The sequence below is a fragment of the Bacillus sp. RO1 genome (genome assembly GCF_012524115.1).
Lineage (GTDB): Bacteria > Bacillota > Bacilli > Bacillales > Bacillaceae_I > Sutcliffiella_A.
On the sequence record NZ_JAAZWB010000087.1, the window covers coordinates 64,391 to 86,176 of the forward strand.

Below are 21,786 nucleotides of genomic sequence, written 5' to 3' on the forward strand. Positions count from 1 at the left end.
CCCTAGTGCGTAAATCAACAGCGGTGTTTTACAGAGCCTTTACATAAACAACTCTTTCAACAAAGTCCAGAATCCCTTCTTCTTCTCAGGCTCCGCTTCCTTCATTTTCTTCTCTTCCATCTTGATTGCCTCTGTTTTGATGACAAACTGAACGGAAGTTACTTTCTCATTCTCTTCAGAAACAAATGATACTGGTTTGAAATCCGACTTATCGTATTCCTGAATCATCTTATCGACCTCGGCTTGCATTTTCGCAGGCAAATCTTTGGTTTCAGAATACAATTCCTCTGTTCCCTCAGATAACTCATTCACTCCTGATGAAAGTTCACTCGTACCATCCGTCAAACCAATCAAGCCTGTGTGAAGTTGTGAATAGGATGTGGATAGCTCGCCAACACCATTTGTATAATTTACTAGCCCGGAGTGGAACTGACTATAGTTGGCTGCTAATGTTTCCATGCCTTTTGTCAGCTCTGCCAACCCGCTCAAATCTGTTTCCTCTAGTGAAGCCGATAGCTCATCCGCAATCGTCGTCAACGTGCCACTTATCCCTCTTACTGCTCCATCGACTTGCCTCAAGGATGGCTCCACCGCCGCAAATGCTTCCCGCACCTGTGCATAAGTCCCTTTTACCTTTTGAGCAGCTGCATAATTGGCTGCCAACTTATCCACAACGGCAGGGTCTGCACCGCTCTCATATAACCCGGCAATCTCTTCTTCGGATAGGTCTCCTGCAGGAATTTCTGTAATTGCACCATCTAGTGAGGCGTATGCCCCCGCGTAGTTCTCCTGTAACTTAACAAGACCATCCGCCGTATCATTCAAGCCTTTTGCAAGCTCACGCAATCCAGCCGGCAATTCGGTCAAACTGCTCAGATCAACGTCGGCCGCACCAGCGGATAGTTCCTGGTTGATTGTTCCTAACGCTTCTTTTATTGAACTCGATGCGCCGACAAGTTCAGAAGACGATCCACTCAGCTGATTAATGCCATTTTTATATTGTGCAGAGCCATCACGAAGTTTTGCGGCCCCGTTGTTCAACTCAGAAACCCCGTCCTCCAGCTGGCCAACGCCATCATTCAATTGCCCAATGGCATCAGACAGCTCCGCCATATCATCGGTCATCCCTTCCGTTCCGGTTGTATCAATCGGAAGGCTGGAAGGGACTGCGGCAATCTCGACACCGTTAAATTCAAAGTTTTCCACATCCGCTTCCACACGAAGCTGCTCTTCTTTTCCAGGCATCACCGTAAACGTGATTTGTTTATTTTTCCCGACATTCGCCTGCATGCCACCAGAGGATGCTTCGATATTCTTATACGTATTCGGCAGTGTCAGGGAGATTTGCAGCAAATAATTTTCATAAAAGACTGATGGAACGTTGTTGTTAGCCGCTGTCTCGACTTGTACTTCTACATGACCGCTTTCCCCTGCAAGCTCTTCAGGTTCCACTTCGCGTCCATCCAAAAGATACGTAACCGTCACATCCCAAGGCAGTTCCGTTCCTTCTTCCAAGTCCCCTTGGTAGTAGAACTTCCCTTCCTGTTCCACATCGGCCACAACTCGCTCGCCTTCTTTCTCAAGCTTCGTCATGTCCGTCAGGTTTTTCACTGTTTTATACTCACCAAAATCGAGTATTTCCCCAGCTTTCGCAACCTCAAGGGTATTCACGACATAGATTGGGCCAAGGTCTCCGTTTGCTTTCAGTGTGGCATAGACCACTTCTTCCTTAGTCCGGACATTCCGTTGATCCTTAGCGTAAACCTCACTCGCATTCCCAAGAAATGAAGGCAAGAAAAGCATTCCGGCAAGTGTAACATAAAGTACTTTTTTCTTTCTCATCATCACTTCTCCTCTTTAAAATTGGATTTATAGGTAGTTTTCTTGATGAACCTATCACACACAAGCAGCATCGCCGGCAGGAAGAACAACACCATGATAAACGCCAGCAACGCCCCTCTTCCTAGTAACAGACCAATCGAGCCGACAATCGGGTTAGAAGACGTAATCCATAAAATAAACCCGACACTTGAAAGGATGGCTGCTGAGATGGAAATCGAGAAGGTCTTCTCATCCAACGTTTTAATGATGGCCTTCCTCGCAGACATTTCCTTGCGATGGTGCGTGTAGGCTTCTGTAAATAAGATTCCATAATCCACCGTTGCCGCTAGCTGCACTGTACTGATGATGAGGTATCCCACGAACACCAGCGATGTTTGTGAGAAATACGGAATGGATAAGTTTATCCACACAGACGACTGAATGGCCAGTAACAATACAACCGGTATGGAAATCGACCGGAAACCTATCAATAACACGATGGCAATCGTCACGACCGTCAGTACATTGACCAAGATATTATCTTTAGTTACCGTTTTTTTGATATCATTTAGGGTCACACTCTCCCCAAGGCTGAGCGCGGAATCCCCGTAATATGCCGATGCGGCTTTATCCACATTTTCCACAATCGCAAACGGAATGTCCCCTTCTGTCGCCTGGTTGGTGTTGATAACGATCCGGCTATAATTTTCCGAGTAAAATTCATTCCGAACTTCTTCGTCCAAGTACTCTGGTGGAATTACCGGATCGACCATATTCACGTAGGACACCACACTTGTGACATAATCCATTGCTTCAAGTTCTGCCACAAGCTCCTCCTCTTTTGCCACCTCACCTTTTGGTACCAAGAGGACAATAGGTGTGATCTCACCAAACGATTCATTGATTTTCTTATAGTCCGCTCCTGCTCTTGTATGGTCTGGCAGTTCACCAAATCCATATGTAAAAGAAGTATTGGTCTGTGCGAGGAACGCAGGCACCAATAATGCAAGCACAATAAGTAAACTAGGAACCCTTAACTTCACCACGAAGTTCCCAATTCCCTCAAAGCTTGGAATGAAGCTCTTATGTTGCGTCTTATCCATCCATTTATAAAAGAACAGCGTTAATGCTGGGAGGAATACCATTACACTGATAAAACTCAGCACGATTCCTTTTACCAGATTCAACCCAAGGTCAGAACCAATCTCAAAATCCATAAACGTCAGAGCGATAAATCCGAAAAATGTTGTCGCTGCACTTGCCGTAATGGCCGGAAACGATTTTTTCATCGCAAGCTCCATGGCCTCTTCAGGATTGTTGGTTTTTTTACGATATTCTGAAAAGCTGTGTAGGAGGAACACTGCATAATCAAGCGATACGGCAAGCTGTAAAATTGGCGCCACAGACTGCGTCACAAAGGAAACCTCTCCAATAAAAATGTTGGTTCCTAGGTTTATCAAGACAGATACCCCAATTGCTGTAAGGAAGAATATCGGCTCCACCCAAGATGTTGTGGAGATGACCAGAATGAAAATAATGATAGGCACAAGCAGCATGGCCGCATACATGGATTCGTTTCCGGCCATTTTTTGTGAGGTTGCGGTATTAATAGCTTCCCCCGCAATCGCGCCATTTTCCCCAATTAATTCATAGATGGCATCTGTGATCGCCACCTCATCCCCACTGCGGACGCTGATAGAAAATAAGGCATTTCCGTCCTTGTAGTAACTTTCCACCATCTCCTGATCCGCTATTTCAAGTGGCGTTTTCAAGTCGACCACATCATCAAGCCAGATCACTTCGGCCACTCCATCGATAGCTTCTAATTTTTCTTTATACGAAACGGCCTCCTGTATCGTCACATCGGATATCATGACCCTCGTATCCGGCACAGAGCCTGTAAATTCTTTTTCCATGATCTCCATGGCCTTTGTCGATTGGGCATCATCCGGCAGATAATCTACCATATTATAATTGACCGAGACAAAAAACTGCGCCACGGTCGAGATGATGGTCACCAACGCAAACACAATTAAAACAGCCTTTTTATGTTTTATAATACGTGATGCAATATTTATCGTTGTTCATCCTCTCTTGTGTCGTACCCCTTTTCATCTTATTATTATATTAGACACCGTGTTGGGTATTCAACAGACAGTTGGGTTCTGAGTGTTAGATAGACAACAAATTGTTTTATTGTGTTGTTTTTTAAGAAAGGTAGTGATGAAGATGAGCGAAAAAATGGATAGAAGAAAGCAGTACACACGCAAGGTGCTGAAGGAAAGTTTGTTAGATTTATTAAAGGAAAAATCCATTGCAAGCATTACCATAAAAGAGATATGTACAAAAGCCGATATAAACCGCTCCACCTTCTATGCCCACTATTCCAGTCAATACGACCTCCTCGATTCCATTGACGACGAATTCACCGAGGACATGGTCAAAACGCTTAACCAATATAATTTCTCAAAAGAAGACGAGGCATACCAAATGACCGAGAAAATCTTTGAATACATTGCTTCAAAAAGTGATATTTGTTGTATTCTGTTAAGCGAAAACACCGAAGTGCAATTCCAGAAAAAAGGCATGATGATCGCGAAGGAATACATTTTAAAGAATTTTATTCCTAGTAAACAAATCGACGCGGAGACCTTTGAATATCTAAGTATATTCTTTGTGAGTGGGAGTATTTATATGATAAAGAATTGGTTGGAGAGTGGGATGAACAAGACACCTAAGGAGATGGCCGGGTTGCTGAATGAGTTTTTGAACCGTGGGTTGAGGGGACAGGTTCGGTGACCCAGAGATGGTTTTGGGAAGAGGGAAAGTAAATTGTGGGCTTTGGAAAATAAAACAGGTGTAACGGAAAATAAATCGGTGGTTTTGGAAAATAAATTGGGCCTAACGGAAAATAAACTGCAACTTTGGAAAATAAAATCACCTGAACGGAAAATAAATACCCGCTTTTGGAAAATAAGTCACCCCAACGGACCATATCCCCCTCAATTGGGGCTAGCTCGTCATCCATTGGTCCCTTAATCTCCCACTTAAACTACCAAACTGGCTGATTCTCAAGACTTTCTAGCTCATAAAGAAAAAACAAGACCCCAACTCAGGTCTTGTCTCTAACTTTATCTATTTTGCATTCTGGTCTGGCTGATGGATACCAAACACATTGCCTTCTGTGTCCATGTAGTAACCCTGCCACGCCATTCCAGGCAACGCATGCTTTGGCAAAGCCACTTTACCGCCGTTCTCAAGTATCAATTTTTCCGTTACATCGTACTCCTCCACACCCATTGTGCAGGCAAAACCATTTAGAGGTTGATTGGCCTCAGGCGCAGCACCTTTGCGTTTCATCAACGCACCATTGATCCCTGGCGCTCCTTCGTCCCCTGTAACCGCTCCAAAATAAGGAGTTCCAGCATATTCGCTCCAATCTTGAAACGTCCAACCGAACACCTCTCCATAAAACCCCTTCGCACGCTCCATGTCATCCACATGAATTTCGAAATGAATTAATCTTCCCATAGTACCCCTCCTACTAGATTAATTTTACAAATATGTACCAACTTACCTCTCTATCATAAATCATTGATAGACAAGGGTTCAATAAGTAGTTAGGAAGAAATAGGAATTCTCTTTGGGTTGAGGGGACAGGCACGCAGACCCAGTGTATGGAATGTCCTTTAATATATGGGGGGTTTTTGACGTACTTTGTCGAATGGCAAATATATTGCCTAAAGTCGCTAATAAAATAAGAAAACGGCAAATAAATTCAAGAGTTTGGACAATAAATCCAGTAGTTGGACAATAAACTTACCCGCCACCCCCACCAAACCAAAAGGAGCCATGCATTTTGGCTCCCATTACACTTTAAGGACCTCCCGACCAGCCACTCGCAGACCTTTCCTAGAAAAAACGACCACAAATACTGAAGCGGCCACCAGAATTCCGGTCAAAATCATAAAACACAACATTATCTGCCCCATCGAAACAAGCCCCGTGAACAACCCCAACAACACAATTCGCAACAACAGCCCCACTGCTCTAAGCAAGCCATCGACCCTGCCAATAATCTCATTGGGAATCCGCTCCATCATAAAGGCATTCCGAGCAACCCTTGCACCGCCGTTACCGAGGGCGATCAACAGCATCATGAACAGATAGCCGCCCACAGGTAGATACACCATAACGGATATAGCTACTGTAAAAAGTACCACCGTCCCTGCAACCAGCTTCTCATCCTCAAATCTCCGCGCGGCAATCGGAACAAAAATCCCAGCCAACACGGCACCCATCCCATACAGCATCCCTTGGATACCATAGATATCCCCTTCCACTCTCAACACATCTGCCAAGTAGACAGGAAACAAATAGTTGGTGAGCATGACCCCAATGAACGGTAAGGACGAGGCCAGCAGAAACAGGAACAAAACCGGCTCTCTTTTCATAAAATTAATAGCTTCAGAGGTGCTTACTGAAACTACTTTTTCTTTTCGCGTTCTAACATACGGTATTCTCACAAAAAAGTAGATTGCAATTGCGTACGTACATACATCCAAAAGCAAAATGTAATGAAGGTCCCACTTTAATAGAAGAATACTCGCAATCGCTCCGGCCACCATGCTCGACAGCTGCCCCTGAACCTCCATCGTGCCATTCAATACCTTAAACTGATTTTTATGAAACAACTCCTGATTTAGTGCAAACATCGTTGGATAGAAAATCGTGTAATACAGGCTGCCAATCATATAAATGACGATGTAATGCCACAAATCGTAATCCAGCCCCACAAAGCCGACACCGGAAAACAAACTCAAAGCGATGAGACTGACCACCTTGCTGCTTACAATCATTCTCTTCCTAGAAATTTTATCAATTAAATACCCCAAATATGGTGTAAGCATAAAGTTGATGACCGTCATACAAATTGCCACAAAGCCAAACACTTCATTTCCATTATCACTTGTCACCAACAGCCACGGAATCGCAATCATGGTGATCCCACTCCCAATCGATGACGCCAAATTCGCTAACATTATATATCTAAACCTGGTGTCCTTATATAAACTTTTCATTGCCGTTCTCCCTCTCCACCTTTGTTACTTTTATCATAATCGAAGAGGAAATTAGCAACATTCAGCGAAGGAAGGAAGTTTGGATACGGCTTTGGTGATGGGATAGGTGCGACTTTAGATGTAGGGGCCTCAATTTTCTTGTCCCCCCGAAATACAAGAGAAGCGACAAAACCCAACAAAACTTCGCTCAAAAACAGCAGAGTCGTTCGCGATGTTGGATACAGAGCACGCCACTCCTAATGGGATCATTGAATATCCACCAGCAACTATTAAACTCCAAATTTCACCATCACATTTTGTCGAATGGCATTTATGTGACCTCAAATGGACAATATAATGAGAAAGTGGATAATAAAATTAAAAGTTGGCTAATAAATCAAAAATCTGGACAATAAAACAGATAGCAAACGCTAAGGGAGATGTTCCATTGACTATAAAAGATAAATTCGACTTTCTATCAGAGACAGATAGATTAGTAGTAAGGCCACTAAAGAAGGTAGACTATGAAAACTGGTTACACGAATATGAAAGCAGGCTACCTTCCCAACATCGGCTTGATGAAGGAAAAATGGATATGAGCATTTGTACACTAGAATGGTTTCACAAGCTTGTGGATAAACATCAAGAGTTGGCACTGGCAGACAAAGCTCATATATTTGGAGTGTTTAGAAAAAATGATGGGACTCACATCGGCATGATCGATTTTTCCACTCTTGCCAGAGATGATTTCCAATGGGGGAGGATTGGATATACCATTCATAATCAGTATTGGAGAGTAGGTTACGGAAAAGAAGCCGTGAAAGCAGCACTTGACATCGCTTTTCAACAGTTGAACTTCCATCGCATTGAAGCTCACATTAACTTGGATAATACACCTTCTGTAAAATTAGCGGAAAGTGTCGGCATGAAATTTGAATGTATACGGAAAGGCTTTATTTTCGAAAACGATGAGTGGACCGACAACTTGGTATATTATAAGAACGCTGATTAAAATCTTTAGGGACAGGCACGGCAAATGGGTCGCCGTGCCTACAAACCCCTACCCTTAGTTCATTCCATTCCATTCCCCTTGATTCTTAGAGGCTTTTTCTTTTTTGGCTTTCTCTTTATGCTCTTTGTTAGCAGCAGCACTGCCTAATTCCTTAGAGAATTCAGCGTCTGTTTGGCTAGCGTCGAAGCCTTTTTTATTTTTTTGTTCTGCGTCTGTTTTGCCGTTTCTTTTCACCATGGTAAATATCCCTCCTGTTTCATTATGATGTCGTAGGAACAGGCACCGTAACCCAAATTGGTCATCTTGCCCGTCCCCTCAGCCCGTATACTTTCCCCTTCTTTTATCTAAACTATCCTTATCTTTGTTATTAACAGGAGGGTTTATTTTGTCCCAGGATGGCTTTAACTATTTATTTCCATATCAAAAAAATGCCCTCAGTAACGAAGGCATTTTTATTAAATCTTTATTCTCCATAATTTAATTGCCAGTGTACACCAAACTTATCTGTTACTTGCCCGTAAAGCTTGCTCCAGAAGGTTTCTTGCAGTTCCATATCAACCTTCCCGCCTTCTTTTAGTTGCTCAAACCAAGATGTTAAGTCTTCTGTGCTATGGCTAACCAGTGCCAGTGTAACATTGTTGCCTTGAATATATTCTTGCCCCGGGAAGGTGTCGGAGAACATCACATTGCTTCCATCTATAGAGAGGCGGGTATGCATGATGCGTTCTTTCGCCTCCTCTGGAAGTGGATAATCCGGATGTTGTGGGCTTTCCCCAAAGGTCATAATCTGCGGAGCTTCTGTTTGAAACACCTTTGCATAAAATTCAACCGCTTCTCTACAATTCCCATCAAATACAAGATAAACATCTACAGACACAAGCTTCACCCCTAGTATTTAATACGTACAACTCTATTTTATCCGAATGTTCTAGCAATAGACACTACCAAAAGGCACTTCTTCAACTAAAAAATCAATCTTCTCTTCCAAACACCAAGAAATTTATGAAAACCTACAGGGCTTTACGTTTGTTGACCAATGCGACCATATCACTCCTTACTTTTTCATACATATTAACCGTCCACCCCACATACCATTTTTAACGGCGTCATGATTTAAGATCCCATCTGGAGGTGCAGAATGGAACATCATGATAAGAACAACGGGACCTTTGGATATTGGATAGGTTTTTGGGTGTTAGTAGGATGCTGGGTGATTTCCTTTATGGTGAGTGGATTGATAGAGGTTGAACAACTAGCTATGCTCAAAATACGCCTAACCCTCAACATAGTCGCCGTCATTTACTTTCTCTCTATTTACCTTTTTCAAATCTTCCAGCAATATATGCTCGAGCGGAGACGGCGTAATCAGATCATTGTCATATTTAACGGCAAGGAAAGTATACTTAGTTGATAATTTTTTGAATGAACAGAAAGGTATCGGTAGTTGTGCCTTTCTGTTTTTTATTTACCCTTAGTTTGCTTTGGAAGGCATCATTAGCCTATAGAACCCTTCTATTTGACCATTCTCCAATTTAATAAAAGCTTCAGTTATATATAAACACTGACAGCTCGGAAAACTTGAACGGACAGGCACCACAACCCACCACAAATAACTGAGGAACCTGCCCCTTACACCATCGGCTTAAACTCCACCACCGAAGACAACTTAATCAAAGTAGACGGCTCTCCAAAAGGCAAAGTCGCATCAATAAATTCCTCAAGCTCTTTAACCGACTCCCCTACCACCTTCACCAAATAACTATATTGACCTGCCAGTCGATGGCATTCCACTACAACAGGATGCTCTCTGCAAAAGTCCCTAAATTTCTTCCCTTGTTTGGTATCAAATAGAATAAAAGCCGTCACATTTTTATCAAGTTTCTCGGGATCAACAATGGCCCGGTAGCCTTTTATCACTTCTTTATCTTCTAGCTTTTTCACCCGCTCATTTGTTGCTGGGGTCGAAAGCCCAACCCTTTTCCCTAGTTCTGTCATCGACATTCTTGCGTTTTCCTGAAGATGACGAAGGATACTCTGATCTATCTCATCCAAGCTACTTCCCTCCACACCAATAAAATTTAAAGTAATTAACTATTATTATAATAAAATATCATGTAATGAACGCAAATTACCTTCTAAAAATAATGTGAATAAATCCGTAAACCCTATAAAATATAACTAACTTAAAGTAAGGGGGATAACGGCAAATGGAGATTTATCAAGCTACCATGAAAGATCTAGAAGGGGCTGCAAATTTATTTTATATGTATCGTACTTTCTATCAACAAACACCAGATTTAGAAGGAGCTAGGGCATTTATAAAAAACCGCTTAGAAAATGAGGATTCAGTAATATTCGTTGCAAAATTGAACCATGAATATGTTGGATTTACCCAACTCTATCCCACCTTTTCATCCATATCAATGAAGCGAGCGTGGATCTTAAATGACATGTTTGTAGATTCAAAGGCCAGAAACCACGGGGTTGGAGGAATGCTTTTACAAAAAGCAAAGGAATTTGCTATTCAAACAGGCGCAAAAAGTATCACGTTAGAAACAACACCAGATAATGAAGGAGCTCAGCGATTATATGTAAAAAATGGATATAAAAAGGATGATCAATTTTACCATTATTACCTAAAGCTTAGGGAGGGCTAAACCCAGTTGTACCAGCCATTTGCTCCATCTATCAACTTCTACCGTTCTTTATAATTAACTCCATCGCTTTTCATATCCCCCGACCAATTAACATATATTGGTTTATGTTAATGATTAGGAGGGGATCGGATGGATGATTTCTTTTTGATATTATCTCTTATTTCCATCTTAGCATTTCTTATTGGCATGATTAAGCCCAGTATAGTATTATCATGGTCTCCTGAAGGCAAAAGGAAAAGAAAGTATGTGGCGATGTATTTTGGAGTTGCAACCGTAGCTTTTTTTATTTTATTTGGAATAACCACACCTTCCACAAGCGAGCATGAAACTAAGAGCGAACAAAGAGATAATGTAGAAGAATCTGAGGAAACCGCTAATGAGCCAGTAAAAGAAGAAGCTGACCAAGATGCCGAAGAGCAAGCTAAAAAAGACGCCGAAGAGCAAGCTAGAAAAGAAGCTGAAGAACAAGCTAGAAAAGACGCCGAAGAGCAAGCTAGAAAAGAAGCTGAAGAGCAAGCCAGAAAAGAAGCTGAAGAGCAAGCCAGAAAAGAAGCTGAAGAGCAAGCCAGAAAAGAGGCGGAAGAGCAAGCCAGAAAAGAGGCTGAAGAGCAAGCTAGAAAAGAAGCCGAAGAAGCGGCAAAGAATGCGGAAACCATGTCACAAACCCAAGCAGTTCAAATGGCGGAAGACTACCTTAATTACACTGCATTTTCAAGAAGCGGCTTGATTGCACAGTTAGAATTTGAAGGGTTCAGCAATGAGGATGCTACCTATGCTGCAGATAAACTCAATGTAGATTGGCAAGCCCAAGCAGTGAAAACGGCGGAAGATTACCTTGATTACACTGCATTTTCAAGAAGTGGCTTGATTGAACAATTAGAATTTGAAGGTTTCAGCAATGAGGATGCTACATTTGCTGTAGATCAACTCAATGAAGATTGGCGAGCCCAAGCAGTCCAAATGGCTCAAGACTACCTTGATTACACTGCCTTCTCAAGAAGTGGCTTAATCCAACAGCTAGAATTTGAAGGTTTCAGCAACGAGGATGCCACTTATGCTGTGGATGAAGTAGGGTTATAGTTCCACTATCCACTATTCACTAACACCAAAAGACATGTCGCATTGACATGTCTCTTTGTGTTTCGTTAAAGTTGCTAAATATTCTTCGTGCCTGTCCCCTCAACCTTCATTCAAAAATTCTTCGATATATTCCTTCAATTCCTCTTTTATTTCTTCCACTGATTCATCAAGAAGTTCGCCGATAATCTTGCTTCCCGGCAGGTTTGCTGAAATCGGTATACCTAAAAATATGCGTTCACATTCCCAGATTTTTATTCTATGTAAGTCCATTAGTTCACCATTTTTGTTAGCTCTATCTGATACACCCAGTACTAAAGAAGAACTATAACCTGGCTCGAAAGGGTCCTCTCCCTCTTTATCGAAATCAACATTTAATATAAGTTTCTTCTTTGAAAAAATAGACTTATAATCTTTTGACAATTCTACATTATGTTCTTTTAAAACAGATTCAGTGTTGTTAATTTTTGTCTTTAATTCTTCTGTGAAATCTTTTTGATGAAATTTCATATAAAAATCACCTCTTTTTATATAAAGATAATTTAGAAATTCTCCAAAGGGGTAACAAATCCTTTAAGAGCTAAACTCCTCCGTAAGTTTAAATGAGATGGACTCCTTGCGCCATAATAACGAAGACAGGTACCATTTCCCACCTAAAGCAGTAACATTTCCCCAGGACACACAACATCATGGTTTTCCCAACACATGCTAAAAGCCTCATTTATTACGATTTACACAATTTTTACACAATTTTCAAACATCCTGATGTACGCTATTTATGTAACGAAGCAACCACTAGGAGGAGAAACAGTTTGAATCAAATTAACAAAAGAGTTAGAGGCTTATTTATTTTCTTATTTGTTTTTACCCTTGCATGCTCACACGCCGTACCTGATAAGATGAGCGCTGCAGGTTCCGGTACTTGGAACTCTCCGTTTACTGTCAGTCAAGCAAACTCCAATCAAAACGGTTCTACTCAGACCGTCGAAGGCTATGTAGTGGGACAACCAACCGCAACCAATACAGTGGTTACGAGCAATTTCCCTAACGACTACGCATTAGCGTTAGCTGACAGCGCGTCTGAAACAAACACATCCAATATGATTTATGTTCAGATTCCTTCTTCCTTCCGTTCAGGCTATGGATTACAGAGCAACCCTGATCTAATGGGAAAAAAATTGAAGGTCACTGGTTCTTTATCAGCATACTTCTCTCATTCCGGTGTCAGAAATGCTTCTGCATTTGAGGTAGTGGATGGCGGGACCACAGACCCTACTGACCCACCACCAAGCTATGATTCCTATTACAGTTCTGCAGAAGGGAAAACAGGATCCGCATTAAAAACAGCGCTACATAACATCATCGACGATCACCAGACTCTATCCTATGATGCAGTGTGGGATGCGTTGCGTAATACAGATGAAGACCCAGCAAACCCAAACAATGTTCTTTTATTGTATACCGGCCGTTCTCAATCCAAGTTCTTAAACGGCGGCGGAGTAGACGACTGGAACCGCGAGCACGTGTGGGCAAAATCCCACGGTAACTTCGGTACAACTCAAGGTCCTGGAACAGACCTTCATCATCTGCGCCCAACGGATGTGACGGTAAATTCCTCCAGAGGAAACCTTGACTTTGATAACGGTGGAAGCCAGCATTCTGAAGCACCAGGAAACTACTATGACAGTGATTCTTGGGAGCCGCGTGATGAAGTAAAAGGCGACGTAGCACGGATGATTTTCTATATGGCGGTTCGCTATGAAGGAGACAGCGGGGAACTAGATTTAGAGCTTAATAACTTAGTTAACAACGGCAGTGCCCCTTACCACGGCAAACTGTCCGTCCTATTACAATGGCACGCACAAGACCCAGTGGATGCAAGAGAAATCCGCCGCAACAATATCATTTTCGAAAACTACCAAGGAAATCGCAATCCATTCATCGACCACCCCGAATTTGCGGAGATGATTTGGTAGAACATTATATAAGGAAAGAACTCCGTATGGGTTCTTTCCTTTTTTCTTGGTTTTTTCAATGTAGAACACATGTCAATGGAAATGCTTGTTGGGAATAATTCTTTTTTTATACAACTAGGACGACTGTTGTTGTCTCTTTAATTCTCGTAGTAATTGGTCGACAGCAGTTTGACCTGGCACAGAAGCTTGAGCATTTTCTACAATAGTTCTTTTCCATTTAAGTTCTTCTGGTTGTTCTTCCATAACAATCCCTGCTGTAGAATTTCCATTGTAAGATAAATTATTGGTAAGATCTCCATCTGGAGCGGTTCTCACATGTTCTTTTACTGTCACTATTTCACCAGAAGGCATTTTCTTATCAGGACCGTTATAGGATAGATTATTGGTAGGGTCGCCATCTGGAGCAGTCCGAATGTGTTCTTTCACGTGAATAAGAGGCTCACCAGAAGATGGAATGGTTCTACTCCCCAATGGTTCTCCAGTGACAGGCTTGGTCTCAACCGCCGCCTTTTCCATAAAGAAATCTCCCCCGATATGCAATTTAAGAAACGGCAATACGAAGGCAATAATAATTACTGGAACACTCCCCATTATCCCTAAAGCTCCATAACTAGTATAATTGAAACTGTATAGCCAACGTAAAATAGTCCGCAAACCAACAAATGCTATTGCACTCATAATTGCCCCTTCAATTACAGTGCCCATCGAAAGAAAAGCGTAGGTGCTTAAATATGTAGAGCGTCCAATCATAACTCCTACGATCCCATATAGGAAAATACCGGATACAAATGGACGCCAATTGACTATTACATATTTTATTCGGAGGATAAACAGGACAATCATTACAAGAAAAATAACCGGAGCCAAAAATGGTAGGACAATAGATATGGCACCTAAGATGATCATCCAAAACAACATCGATTTTAACAATTTAAAAGAAGTGACAAGAAAGAATATCACCATTCCTATTCCAAAAATGAATGGATGTAAATAACCAAAAAATATTACAAGTGGAAACAAAAATATAGCCACTCTATGATGAGTTGTATCTATTTGCTCCTGTATCCAATCCTGATTCATAACCGTCCTCCCCAACGTTCTAATCCAATAAAAAAACGTCCTAAAAAAGGACGTAAAAAATCTAGAAGAAGATACAACTGGCTGGCAATCCAATAAGAATAAGCCCCTCTAGTTTTGCGTCCTACTTTTTCAAGTAGTTTGCCAATATTAAATTAGGAATATTTTACTATGTAAATAAATTTAATCTAATTGGACTATTTTGTAAACTACCCTTTATTAAATTTTCAGGACCCTTAATACTTCCTCCCCTCAGTTGACCAAGGACCCTATTTTAAAAATTTAGCATTATGGTATTATGGTAATATATTCATAGATTTCTAAATTATAGAGATGAGGTATTACCTATGACCATTTATGAAGATATTCAAGCAATTAAGGAGAAGCTTGAACAAGATCAAGAACATTCTTTACGTATAGCTTTATTTGGCCAGCCCGGTTCAGGAAAATCCTCTTTGATTAACAAATTGATAGGAAAGAACTTAGCAAAGACTGGTGCATCCACAGATGTTACGACGACAGCCGGGATCTATCCTTATAATCAAATGGTACTAGTGGACCTTCCAGGTTATGGTACTTCCAAATTCCCACCAAATCAGTGGTTTAATGAATTTAAGCCCGAGGATTTTGATTTATTCCTATGCGTATTTTCTGGGAAGTTTCATGAAGCAGACACGAAGTTTTTCCGTGAGTTGAAGGATAATAATCGCGTATGTCTTTTCGTTCGAAATATGCATGATCAGCTTTGGGATCCTGAAAAGGAAGTCGAGGAGTTAGAAAAAGAAGTACAAATTGATGTTCAACAACAAGTTGGGGAAGCGGTGAATGTATATTTCACCAGCTGTCGTACCGGCTATGGTTTCGACCGCCTGCAGGAAGGTATCCAAGATTCACTCGGACCAGCCCAACAAGATAAATACACGCGTAGTGCAAAGTCTTACACGTTGGAGCATTTAACTAAGAAGAAAGAAGAGTGTAAGAAGATGGTGTATCGTTTTGCAGGAGTGGCTGCTGCAAATGGGCTTAACCCGATACCAGGGGTCGATCTTACAGTCGATGTTTCCATTATGCTGAAGCTTTTCACGGAACTTCGCGATTCCTATGGCATCGAGGAGAAGAATATCAAGAATATGGCACCTGCCCTTGTTCCAATAGCAAACCGTGTCATTGAATATGCTACTAAGGAGGGGATCATGATTATCTTGAAAAAGTATGCCACCCGTATGGCGGTAAAAAGCACGGCGAAATACGTTCCCTTTGTTGGACAAGCCATCGCCGCTTCCGCCTCTTTTGCCATGACTCTTGCAGCGGGTCTTGCGTACTTGGATGATGTCCACATTTTAGCTGAAGAGATTTTAAATAAAGAATTGATGAAAGAAGCAGCAAGGGTCTAAACCGCCAATGTGGTGGATACCGGCAGTAGCAGTAGGAGGCTTTGTAGCAAAGAAAATCATTGATTCCCAAAAAAGTACAAAGCATCAGTACCAATACTACCCCAGTACCCTGGAAAGAAATTTTAATCGATTAGGGTACGAGTTAGAACATGTGGATGGAAGTAAAATAGCATTGATAGGTCTGCCTGGAGCTGGTAAATCAACCCTATTGCATTCGCTGACAAAAGGTAAGTGTATACCAAAGCCCTTTATCAGTCAGGTGACAGATGCCACGGACTGGACTGTTAACGAGGAAGTGCCTTTGTTCCATACATACAAGGAAACGGTCTTTATTGATACTCCAGGGTATGGCACCAGGAAGCATCCAGTAAGTAGCTATTCGTATCTTCCGTTTTACGCCTTTTCCAAAATTATTTTTGTTGTTCGTGGCAAACTGCGTTTTGAGGATCAGGAGCTGTTTGATATGCTAATTCTTCAGGGATTCGAACATAAGATGATCATTTGCAGATCTTCTTCAGAAACCCTGACAGAAGAGGATATTCTTGAAGTGAAAAAGGATTTGAATAAACATTTAAAATATAAGTATAAGGCTATTCCTTTAGTTTTTATCAGTAGTCGGAGCGGTGTTGGCATATCAACCTTAAAAGAATGGATAGTACAAGTTTAATAGATACCTTACCCATAGCAGGATAGAATTTGTATTCATTCTATCCTGTTTTTTGTATTTAAGCCTTTACATTTAAACCAAAAAGGGTTTCCCACCTCCATGTAGAATAATTCACATACAGGAATCTCAAAGGAGGAAAAACAATGAATCGCGTAAATATCATCACACTAGGCACTAAGGACATCGTAAAATCGCACCATTTTTACAAGGAGTTAGGCTTTGAAACATCCGTCAGAGGACCAGAATCCGCTCCGGCCATAATATTCTTTAAAAATGAAGGCACACGGATTGCGCTTTATCCGGTAGATGAATTAGCGAAAGATGTGAATGAACAGCAACCACCGGAGATCGGAAGAGGTTTCCCTGGAATCACCTTGGCTTATAATACAAAATCAATAGATGAAGTGGATGAAGTCATGAAGAAAGCGGAGTTAGCAGGAGCGACCATCCAGAAAAAGCCGCAGAAAACGGACTGGGGCGGCTATAGTGGATACTTTACAGACCTTGACGGTTACTATTGGGAAGTTGCATATGGGGAAGCTTGGGAGTTTGATGAATCGAATATGTTGGTGATCGAGGATGTATGAACATAGCTACAGGCGTTGACCTGTAGCTTTTCTTATGACCTAACAATCTGTATTAGATGCAAATTTTAATCATCGCTTCCTTTGCTAATAAAAAAAGAGAAAGGAATGTTAAAAACATCCCTTCCTCCTCAATGGTCAGAAACGTAAGCTTCTTATTCCGCGGCTTCTAATCCCATCTCATTTAAATAATATTCTAGATCCTTTTTACCGACTGTTTCTTTCAGTGGCTTTTCTTTTGGTGCATCAGGTCCTTTTGTCAAGAAGTTCTTTTCAATGAAACGGACGTCTGTCTCGTCCACTGTACCGTCTTGATTGACATCAAATGTCGGAACTTCAGGGTTTTGTTTACCGTAATATTCAACGATATCACGAACATCTTTTATGTCGATCAAACTGTCGTTGTTTACATCTCCTGCAAGGTTCACCTTGGACCCGGAGTTAATATATCTTCCCAGAGTCTCACCGTTCAATTCAAATCCAGTGATAACAGGTGTGTAGGTTTTCAAATGCCCAGGCACTTCCACAACGACATGGTATGTTTCCCGTGAAGCGGGAACCCCTGTTATTTGATACTTTCCATTTGGAGCAATCGTACCTTCATATCTCTCACCATCTGGTGATAACGCATATACCTTTGCTCCTATAGTCTGAGCTACACCATATGGTAAATTAGGTTTTAGGAATGCTTCTGGTCTGATATATCCTTGAATATCTGCATGTTCACTAACGAAATCAAATTTCGATGTACTGTAATACGGGAGGTTCACTGCTTGTTCTTGACCGGATTTCATGTAGGTGGACGTTATAACTTCCAATTTATCAAATCCGTAATACCAGTTATCGGCTGTAACTTTAAAGGTCACATCCACTAATGGCATGTCCCCACTAAAACCGTCATACCCCTCACCGTCCAGCATTGCGCCAACTGTAACAGTGTCATAATAGCCACTATCTTTCACATCTGGCTCTTGAAGCGAGACTTGAAGCCCATTTTCCTCTGCATAGTTCTTGAACTCTTCATTTAACTCCGCAGATTCAAAAGAATACATATCCCCTTTATATTGAACCGTATATTTTCCAGAAACGAGATTCTTTACGTTGTTTAAGCTAAGGGTCATTGTGAAAGTATCCCCGAGTTTCACTTCTTCCTTGTTGTAATCCGAAGTTAAATACTCCGTTCCTTCTTGTAGGAAGATATATCTTTGGTAATTGACATTCAATGCTATGTCAGTGGCTGCAAGACTTAATCGTAATGGTCCGTTTGAAATGTCGGAAGGCTCAATGCCAAAATAAGTATCTCCATTTGAATCAGCCGGCGGGAAACAACAATCGAAGTACTCACGAAATCCGGTTGATATTAAGAATTTGTTGGATGATTGATCATAATCCATCCCTTTTGATTTTAAGACATCCACTGTTTCATCCTGTATATTTCCGTGGATAAAGAACGCTGTCTGTCCATTCTCTACTGTGTACATATCTTCACTGATTTCATATACATCAGGAGCTTTATCGAATGTCACTTGAGGTTTTGTATTGTCAATGATGACAGGTGTGTCGATTGAGTACGTTTTCCCATCTTCATCATAACCTATGAACTCAAGATCATAATCCCCTTCAGGTAAATCAATAAACTGGTCAGCTATTGGATTTTCCTCATCCCCTGTAAATGGATATACAGATCCAGCAAACACATTAGGGATATAATATCTAAAGTCAGGCTTTGCTGAAGCTTGTGTGAGTGAAGCTACTAAACCAATGGCGTTTCCAGATTGACCATCTTTCACCAAAATATCAATCCTGTTGAAGGCACTTTTCATCTGAAAAGCTGCCGTAATTCCCGGGTTATAATACTGCCATTTTGCTGTATTATTTGCAAGTGACGGTCTGGTTGTTTCCAAGTACTCAAATCCCTTTTCCGTCAATCGGACAGCAAATGGAACCTGGTATGTTTCGCTGCTATCACTTGCATTCGTCAAATGGATGTACCCTTCATAACGTCCTTCTTTTGCATTTTCAGAAATGGTGATAGTTGGTGCAACAATTTCCTCGGTGCCGCTGGAAACATTAAGACTAGCTGGAACATCCACGTGGATTCCATTTGCCGCTGCATCCATTACACCAGGTCGTTCTCCATGGTATTCCACTTCAACGGTGAATGTCTTGTTGTCTTCTCCGCGATTCTCAATGACCATCTTACTGCTGGCTTCAACAGTAGCTCCTGTTTTGTAATGGCTTCCGAAGTTAATCGATGCCGTCTCATCATCAATCTCGACTACTTCACCATTTTCATTTAGATTTTTTGTTTTACCTAACACTTTGACAGATACATCGGCATGAACTGCCTCATAAGCATTTATACGCCCGGCTCCCTGTTCAAATACAGATACGTCACCATTTAAATCTTCGGCTGTATTCATCAATGCAGCTTTTATATCAAATGGGGTAGCATCTGGATCTTCTTGAAGCATGAGAGCTGCCACACCTGCGACGTGAGGGGTTGCCATGGATGTTCCTTGTAAACGTGCGTAAGACGCTGTGTAGTCCACTCCTTCTTCCGGACTATTGATAAATTCAGGAATGGTTGAGAAGATTGCTACGCCAGGTGCCACAACATCTGGTTTAATATCATAGCTGCCAGCAACTGGTCCTCTAGAACTGAAGCCTGCAAGGTTGTCTCCCTCAGTTTGAACGCTTGCTAAATCGCCAAATGTAATGTCCGTGTTATTTCCTATCTCTTTCAAACGCTCTCCATCCGCTTTTGCCATACGGAAGGTTGGGATATAGTCTATTCCTTCTCCTAAATAAGCCGGAATGTTTCCATCTGTATTATTGTAGATAATGACCGCTTCTGCACCTGCTTCTTTCGCATGTTTGATTTTATCCACAAAGGTAATTTCCCCGCGTTGAATCAGAGCAATTTTACCTGATAAGTCTTTCCCTTCAAAATCAGCTGCATATCCAAGACCCGCAAAAACCAACTGCTTGGACTGACCTTCAAGAGATGCTAAGTCATCTGAAAAATTCTTCCCCATTAATAAAACATTCTCAAATGTTTCTCCATTGGCACTCAGGGACTCAAAGGAAGGGATATCCATGGCAAAGTCACTTGCCCCAACTGTAATCCCTAACGTAGCTGTACCGGGAGACCCAAGTGTTCCTTCATTAGGGCCGCTGTTGCCTGCCGCGACAACTGTCACCACTCCTGACAGCATGGCGTTATTAACTGCTACAGAAGTTGGATATAAAGGATTATTCGTTGAAGCACCAAGTGAAAGGTTGATGACATCCATTTGATCGGCAATTGATTTTTCAATGGCAGCAAGGATACCTGATGTTGCACCGGAACCATAAGGTCCAAGGACACGATAGCCATACAATTCCACATCAGGAGCTACACCTTTTACGGCATAATCGACACCGTTCTTCTGCCCCCCGGCAATCGTTCCTGATACGTGTGTTCCGTGCTCGGTATAGTAAGCGGATCCCGAGGCAGGATGTCTTTCAGGCAGACCGGAATTTTTCCAGTCTTCGTAAGTTGCTTCCATTGGATCATTATCGTTATCGACGAAATCATATCCACCCTTGTATACATCTTTCAAATCAGGATGATTGTAATCAATCCCTGTGTCCAGTACCCCCACCTTGATGCCTTTACCTGTCACGTTTTCAGCATGAAGCTTGTCCACATTGATTTGAGGGATACTATCCATCATTTTGGATTCAGAAGCTGCTTCTCCCATATCAGGAAGTTCCAGCTGAACCGTCTCATCCTTCCAAACCCGTTTAACGACTCCGGAATCTAGTAAGCTCTCAATCTCGTTACCTGGAATGGCCATCGCTACACCATTGATGGCCGAACGATATTCTTTCGTAATTTTTGCTTCTTTCAATTGAGGACTTGCATCTTTTTTGTTTTTCATAGAATTAAAGCTCTCTTTAAACTTTTTGTGAGCTTTCTCTACCTTAACAGCCGCTTCCTTTTCAGAAGTACGGATCCCTTTTGCCGCTTGCTTCATCACTTCAACTTTGGCTGGTGCTTGATGAAACTCTACGATTACATCGACGAGCCCTTCGCTCTGTGTATTGATATTCGGTGAGATGTCAAAGTGTGGAGTTGCTTGGATTTCTTTAATTGCTTTTCTTTGTTCGTCTGAAAGATTCATTAATACGCTTTCAACATCTTTGATCTCTGTAAACCCGGGTGCATTTGGCGTACCTTCCGCCATAACATTCACCGGAATACCTGATGTGCCCAAAAGACTCATTGCCAGTGCAATAGTCAAAACTTTTCCTGAACTTTTCTTCTTCATCATTTCGCCCCTCTTTCGTTTATCAAAGCTGCAATCTATCTTCTGATTTAAATTGTACGGGTGAAATTAAATTCTGTTAATTGGGAAAATTCCTTACATTGTTCGACAGTACTTTTATAAAAATGCTCCCTAATTGTTGCATTTC

General features: G+C 41.6%; 19 protein-coding genes and 1 riboswitch. Of the genes, 9 read left to right on the forward strand and 10 right to left on the reverse strand.

Annotated features, from left to right (window positions below):
* Window positions 1-39: 39 nt before the first annotated feature.
* The gene (locus tag HC179_RS17090; protein ID WP_168865413.1) at window positions 40-1,845 is read right to left on the reverse strand and encodes a YhgE/Pip domain-containing protein; all 1,806 of its coding nucleotides are present in this window, start codon (window positions 1,843-1,845) and stop codon (window positions 40-42) included.
* Window positions 1,845-3,788, reverse strand: coding sequence for an efflux RND transporter permease subunit (locus HC179_RS17095; protein ID WP_240948579.1), 1,944 nt, complete (start codon window positions 3,786-3,788; stop codon window positions 1,845-1,847). The genes HC179_RS17090 and HC179_RS17095 overlap by 1 nt, the downstream gene beginning before the upstream one ends.
* A 262-nt stretch (window positions 3,789-4,050) precedes the next feature.
* On the opposite strand from HC179_RS17095, the gene HC179_RS17100 reads away from it, so the two are divergent.
* Window positions 4,051-4,620: a TetR/AcrR family transcriptional regulator gene (locus HC179_RS17100; protein WP_168865414.1), complete on the forward strand. Its 570-nt coding sequence runs from the start codon at window positions 4,051-4,053 to the stop codon at window positions 4,618-4,620.
* A gap of 336 nt (window positions 4,621-4,956) precedes the next feature.
* On the opposite strand, the gene HC179_RS17105 is transcribed toward HC179_RS17100, so the two are convergent.
* Complete coding sequence (locus HC179_RS17105; protein ID WP_168865415.1) at window positions 4,957-5,352, reverse strand: VOC family protein; 396 nt, start codon at window positions 5,350-5,352, stop codon at window positions 4,957-4,959.
* A gap of 338 nt (window positions 5,353-5,690) precedes the next feature.
* Window positions 5,691-6,902, reverse strand: coding sequence for an MFS transporter (locus tag HC179_RS17110; protein ID WP_168865416.1), 1,212 nt, complete (start codon window positions 6,900-6,902; stop codon window positions 5,691-5,693).
* Window positions 6,903-7,329: 427 nt separating this feature from the next.
* Here HC179_RS17110 and HC179_RS17115 point away from each other — a divergent pair, with 427 nt between their 5' ends.
* Window positions 7,330-7,893 carry a GNAT family N-acetyltransferase gene (locus HC179_RS17115; RefSeq protein ID WP_168865417.1) on the forward strand — a complete coding sequence of 188 codons (564 nt, stop codon included), beginning with the start codon at window positions 7,330-7,332 and terminating at the stop codon, window positions 7,891-7,893.
* 54 nt (window positions 7,894-7,947) lie between these two features.
* Here the strand turns inward: HC179_RS17115 and HC179_RS17120 are convergent, their stop codons facing one another.
* Together HC179_RS17120 and HC179_RS17125 are read right to left on the reverse strand one after the other, a co-directional pair.
* Entirely contained in the window at window positions 7,948-8,130 is a 183-nt protein-coding gene (locus HC179_RS17120; RefSeq protein ID WP_168865418.1) for a hypothetical protein, read from the reverse strand.
* A 226-nt stretch (window positions 8,131-8,356) separates the two neighbouring features.
* Entirely contained in the window at window positions 8,357-8,770 is a 414-nt protein-coding gene (locus HC179_RS17125; protein ID WP_168865419.1) for a VOC family protein, read from the reverse strand.
* Between the two features lie 261 nt (window positions 8,771-9,031).
* Here HC179_RS17125 and HC179_RS17130 point away from each other — a divergent pair, with 261 nt between their 5' ends.
* Window positions 9,032-9,304: a hypothetical protein gene (locus tag HC179_RS17130; RefSeq protein WP_168865420.1), complete on the forward strand. Its 273-nt coding sequence runs from the start codon at window positions 9,032-9,034 to the stop codon at window positions 9,302-9,304.
* A gap of 218 nt (window positions 9,305-9,522) precedes the next feature.
* Here the strand turns inward: HC179_RS17130 and HC179_RS17135 are convergent, their stop codons facing one another.
* On the reverse strand, window positions 9,523-9,945 hold the full coding sequence (locus HC179_RS17135; protein WP_168865421.1) for an Lrp/AsnC family transcriptional regulator: 423 nt from the start codon (window positions 9,943-9,945) through the stop codon (window positions 9,523-9,525).
* Window positions 9,946-10,100: 155 nt separating this feature from the next.
* On the opposite strand from HC179_RS17135, the gene HC179_RS17140 reads away from it, so the two are divergent.
* Both HC179_RS17140 and HC179_RS17145 read left to right on the forward strand, forming a co-directional pair.
* The gene (locus HC179_RS17140; RefSeq protein WP_168865422.1) at window positions 10,101-10,550 is read left to right on the forward strand and encodes a GNAT family N-acetyltransferase; all 450 of its coding nucleotides are present in this window, start codon (window positions 10,101-10,103) and stop codon (window positions 10,548-10,550) included.
* Window positions 10,551-10,679: 129 nt separating this feature from the next.
* Entirely contained in the window at window positions 10,680-11,630 is a 951-nt protein-coding gene (locus tag HC179_RS17145; RefSeq protein ID WP_168865423.1) for an Ltp family lipoprotein, read from the forward strand.
* 99 nt (window positions 11,631-11,729) lie between these two features.
* Here the strand turns inward: HC179_RS17145 and HC179_RS17150 are convergent, their stop codons facing one another.
* Window positions 11,730-12,137: a hypothetical protein gene (locus HC179_RS17150; protein WP_168865424.1), complete on the reverse strand. Its 408-nt coding sequence runs from the start codon at window positions 12,135-12,137 to the stop codon at window positions 11,730-11,732.
* A 389-nt stretch (window positions 12,138-12,526) separates the two neighbouring features.
* On the opposite strand from HC179_RS17150, the gene HC179_RS17155 reads away from it, so the two are divergent.
* Window positions 12,527-13,603: an endonuclease gene (locus HC179_RS17155; RefSeq protein WP_240948580.1), complete on the forward strand. Its 1,077-nt coding sequence runs from the start codon at window positions 12,527-12,529 to the stop codon at window positions 13,601-13,603.
* Window positions 13,604-13,717: 114 nt separating this feature from the next.
* On the opposite strand, the gene HC179_RS17160 is transcribed toward HC179_RS17155, so the two are convergent.
* Window positions 13,718-14,683: a hypothetical protein gene (locus HC179_RS17160; RefSeq protein ID WP_168865426.1), complete on the reverse strand. Its 966-nt coding sequence runs from the start codon at window positions 14,681-14,683 to the stop codon at window positions 13,718-13,720.
* A 69-nt stretch (window positions 14,684-14,752) separates the two neighbouring features.
* Window positions 14,753-14,836: riboswitch (cyclic di-GMP riboswitch) on the reverse strand.
* A 191-nt stretch (window positions 14,837-15,027) separates the two neighbouring features.
* Between HC179_RS17160 and HC179_RS17165 the strand changes: the two genes are divergently transcribed.
* The 3 genes from HC179_RS17165 to HC179_RS17175 all read left to right on the forward strand — a co-directional run bounded on the left by HC179_RS17165 (window position 15,028) and on the right by HC179_RS17175 (window position 17,328).
* Window positions 15,028-16,074 (forward strand): GTPase, encoded by a 1,047-nt coding sequence (locus HC179_RS17165; protein ID WP_168865427.1) that lies wholly within the window; start codon window positions 15,028-15,030, stop codon window positions 16,072-16,074.
* A gap of 7 nt (window positions 16,075-16,081) precedes the next feature.
* Complete coding sequence (locus HC179_RS17170) at window positions 16,082-16,741, forward strand: GTPase domain-containing protein (protein ID WP_168865428.1); 660 nt, start codon at window positions 16,082-16,084, stop codon at window positions 16,739-16,741.
* Between the two features lie 143 nt (window positions 16,742-16,884).
* Window positions 16,885-17,328 carry a VOC family protein gene (locus HC179_RS17175; protein WP_168865429.1) on the forward strand — a complete coding sequence of 148 codons (444 nt, stop codon included), beginning with the start codon at window positions 16,885-16,887 and terminating at the stop codon, window positions 17,326-17,328.
* Between the two features lie 152 nt (window positions 17,329-17,480).
* Here HC179_RS17175 and HC179_RS17180 read toward each other — a convergent pair whose 3' ends face one another.
* Window positions 17,481-21,641 carry a S8 family serine peptidase gene (locus tag HC179_RS17180; RefSeq protein ID WP_168865625.1) on the reverse strand — a complete coding sequence of 1,387 codons (4,161 nt, stop codon included), beginning with the start codon at window positions 21,639-21,641 and terminating at the stop codon, window positions 17,481-17,483.
* Window positions 21,642-21,786: the final 145 nt, after the last annotated feature.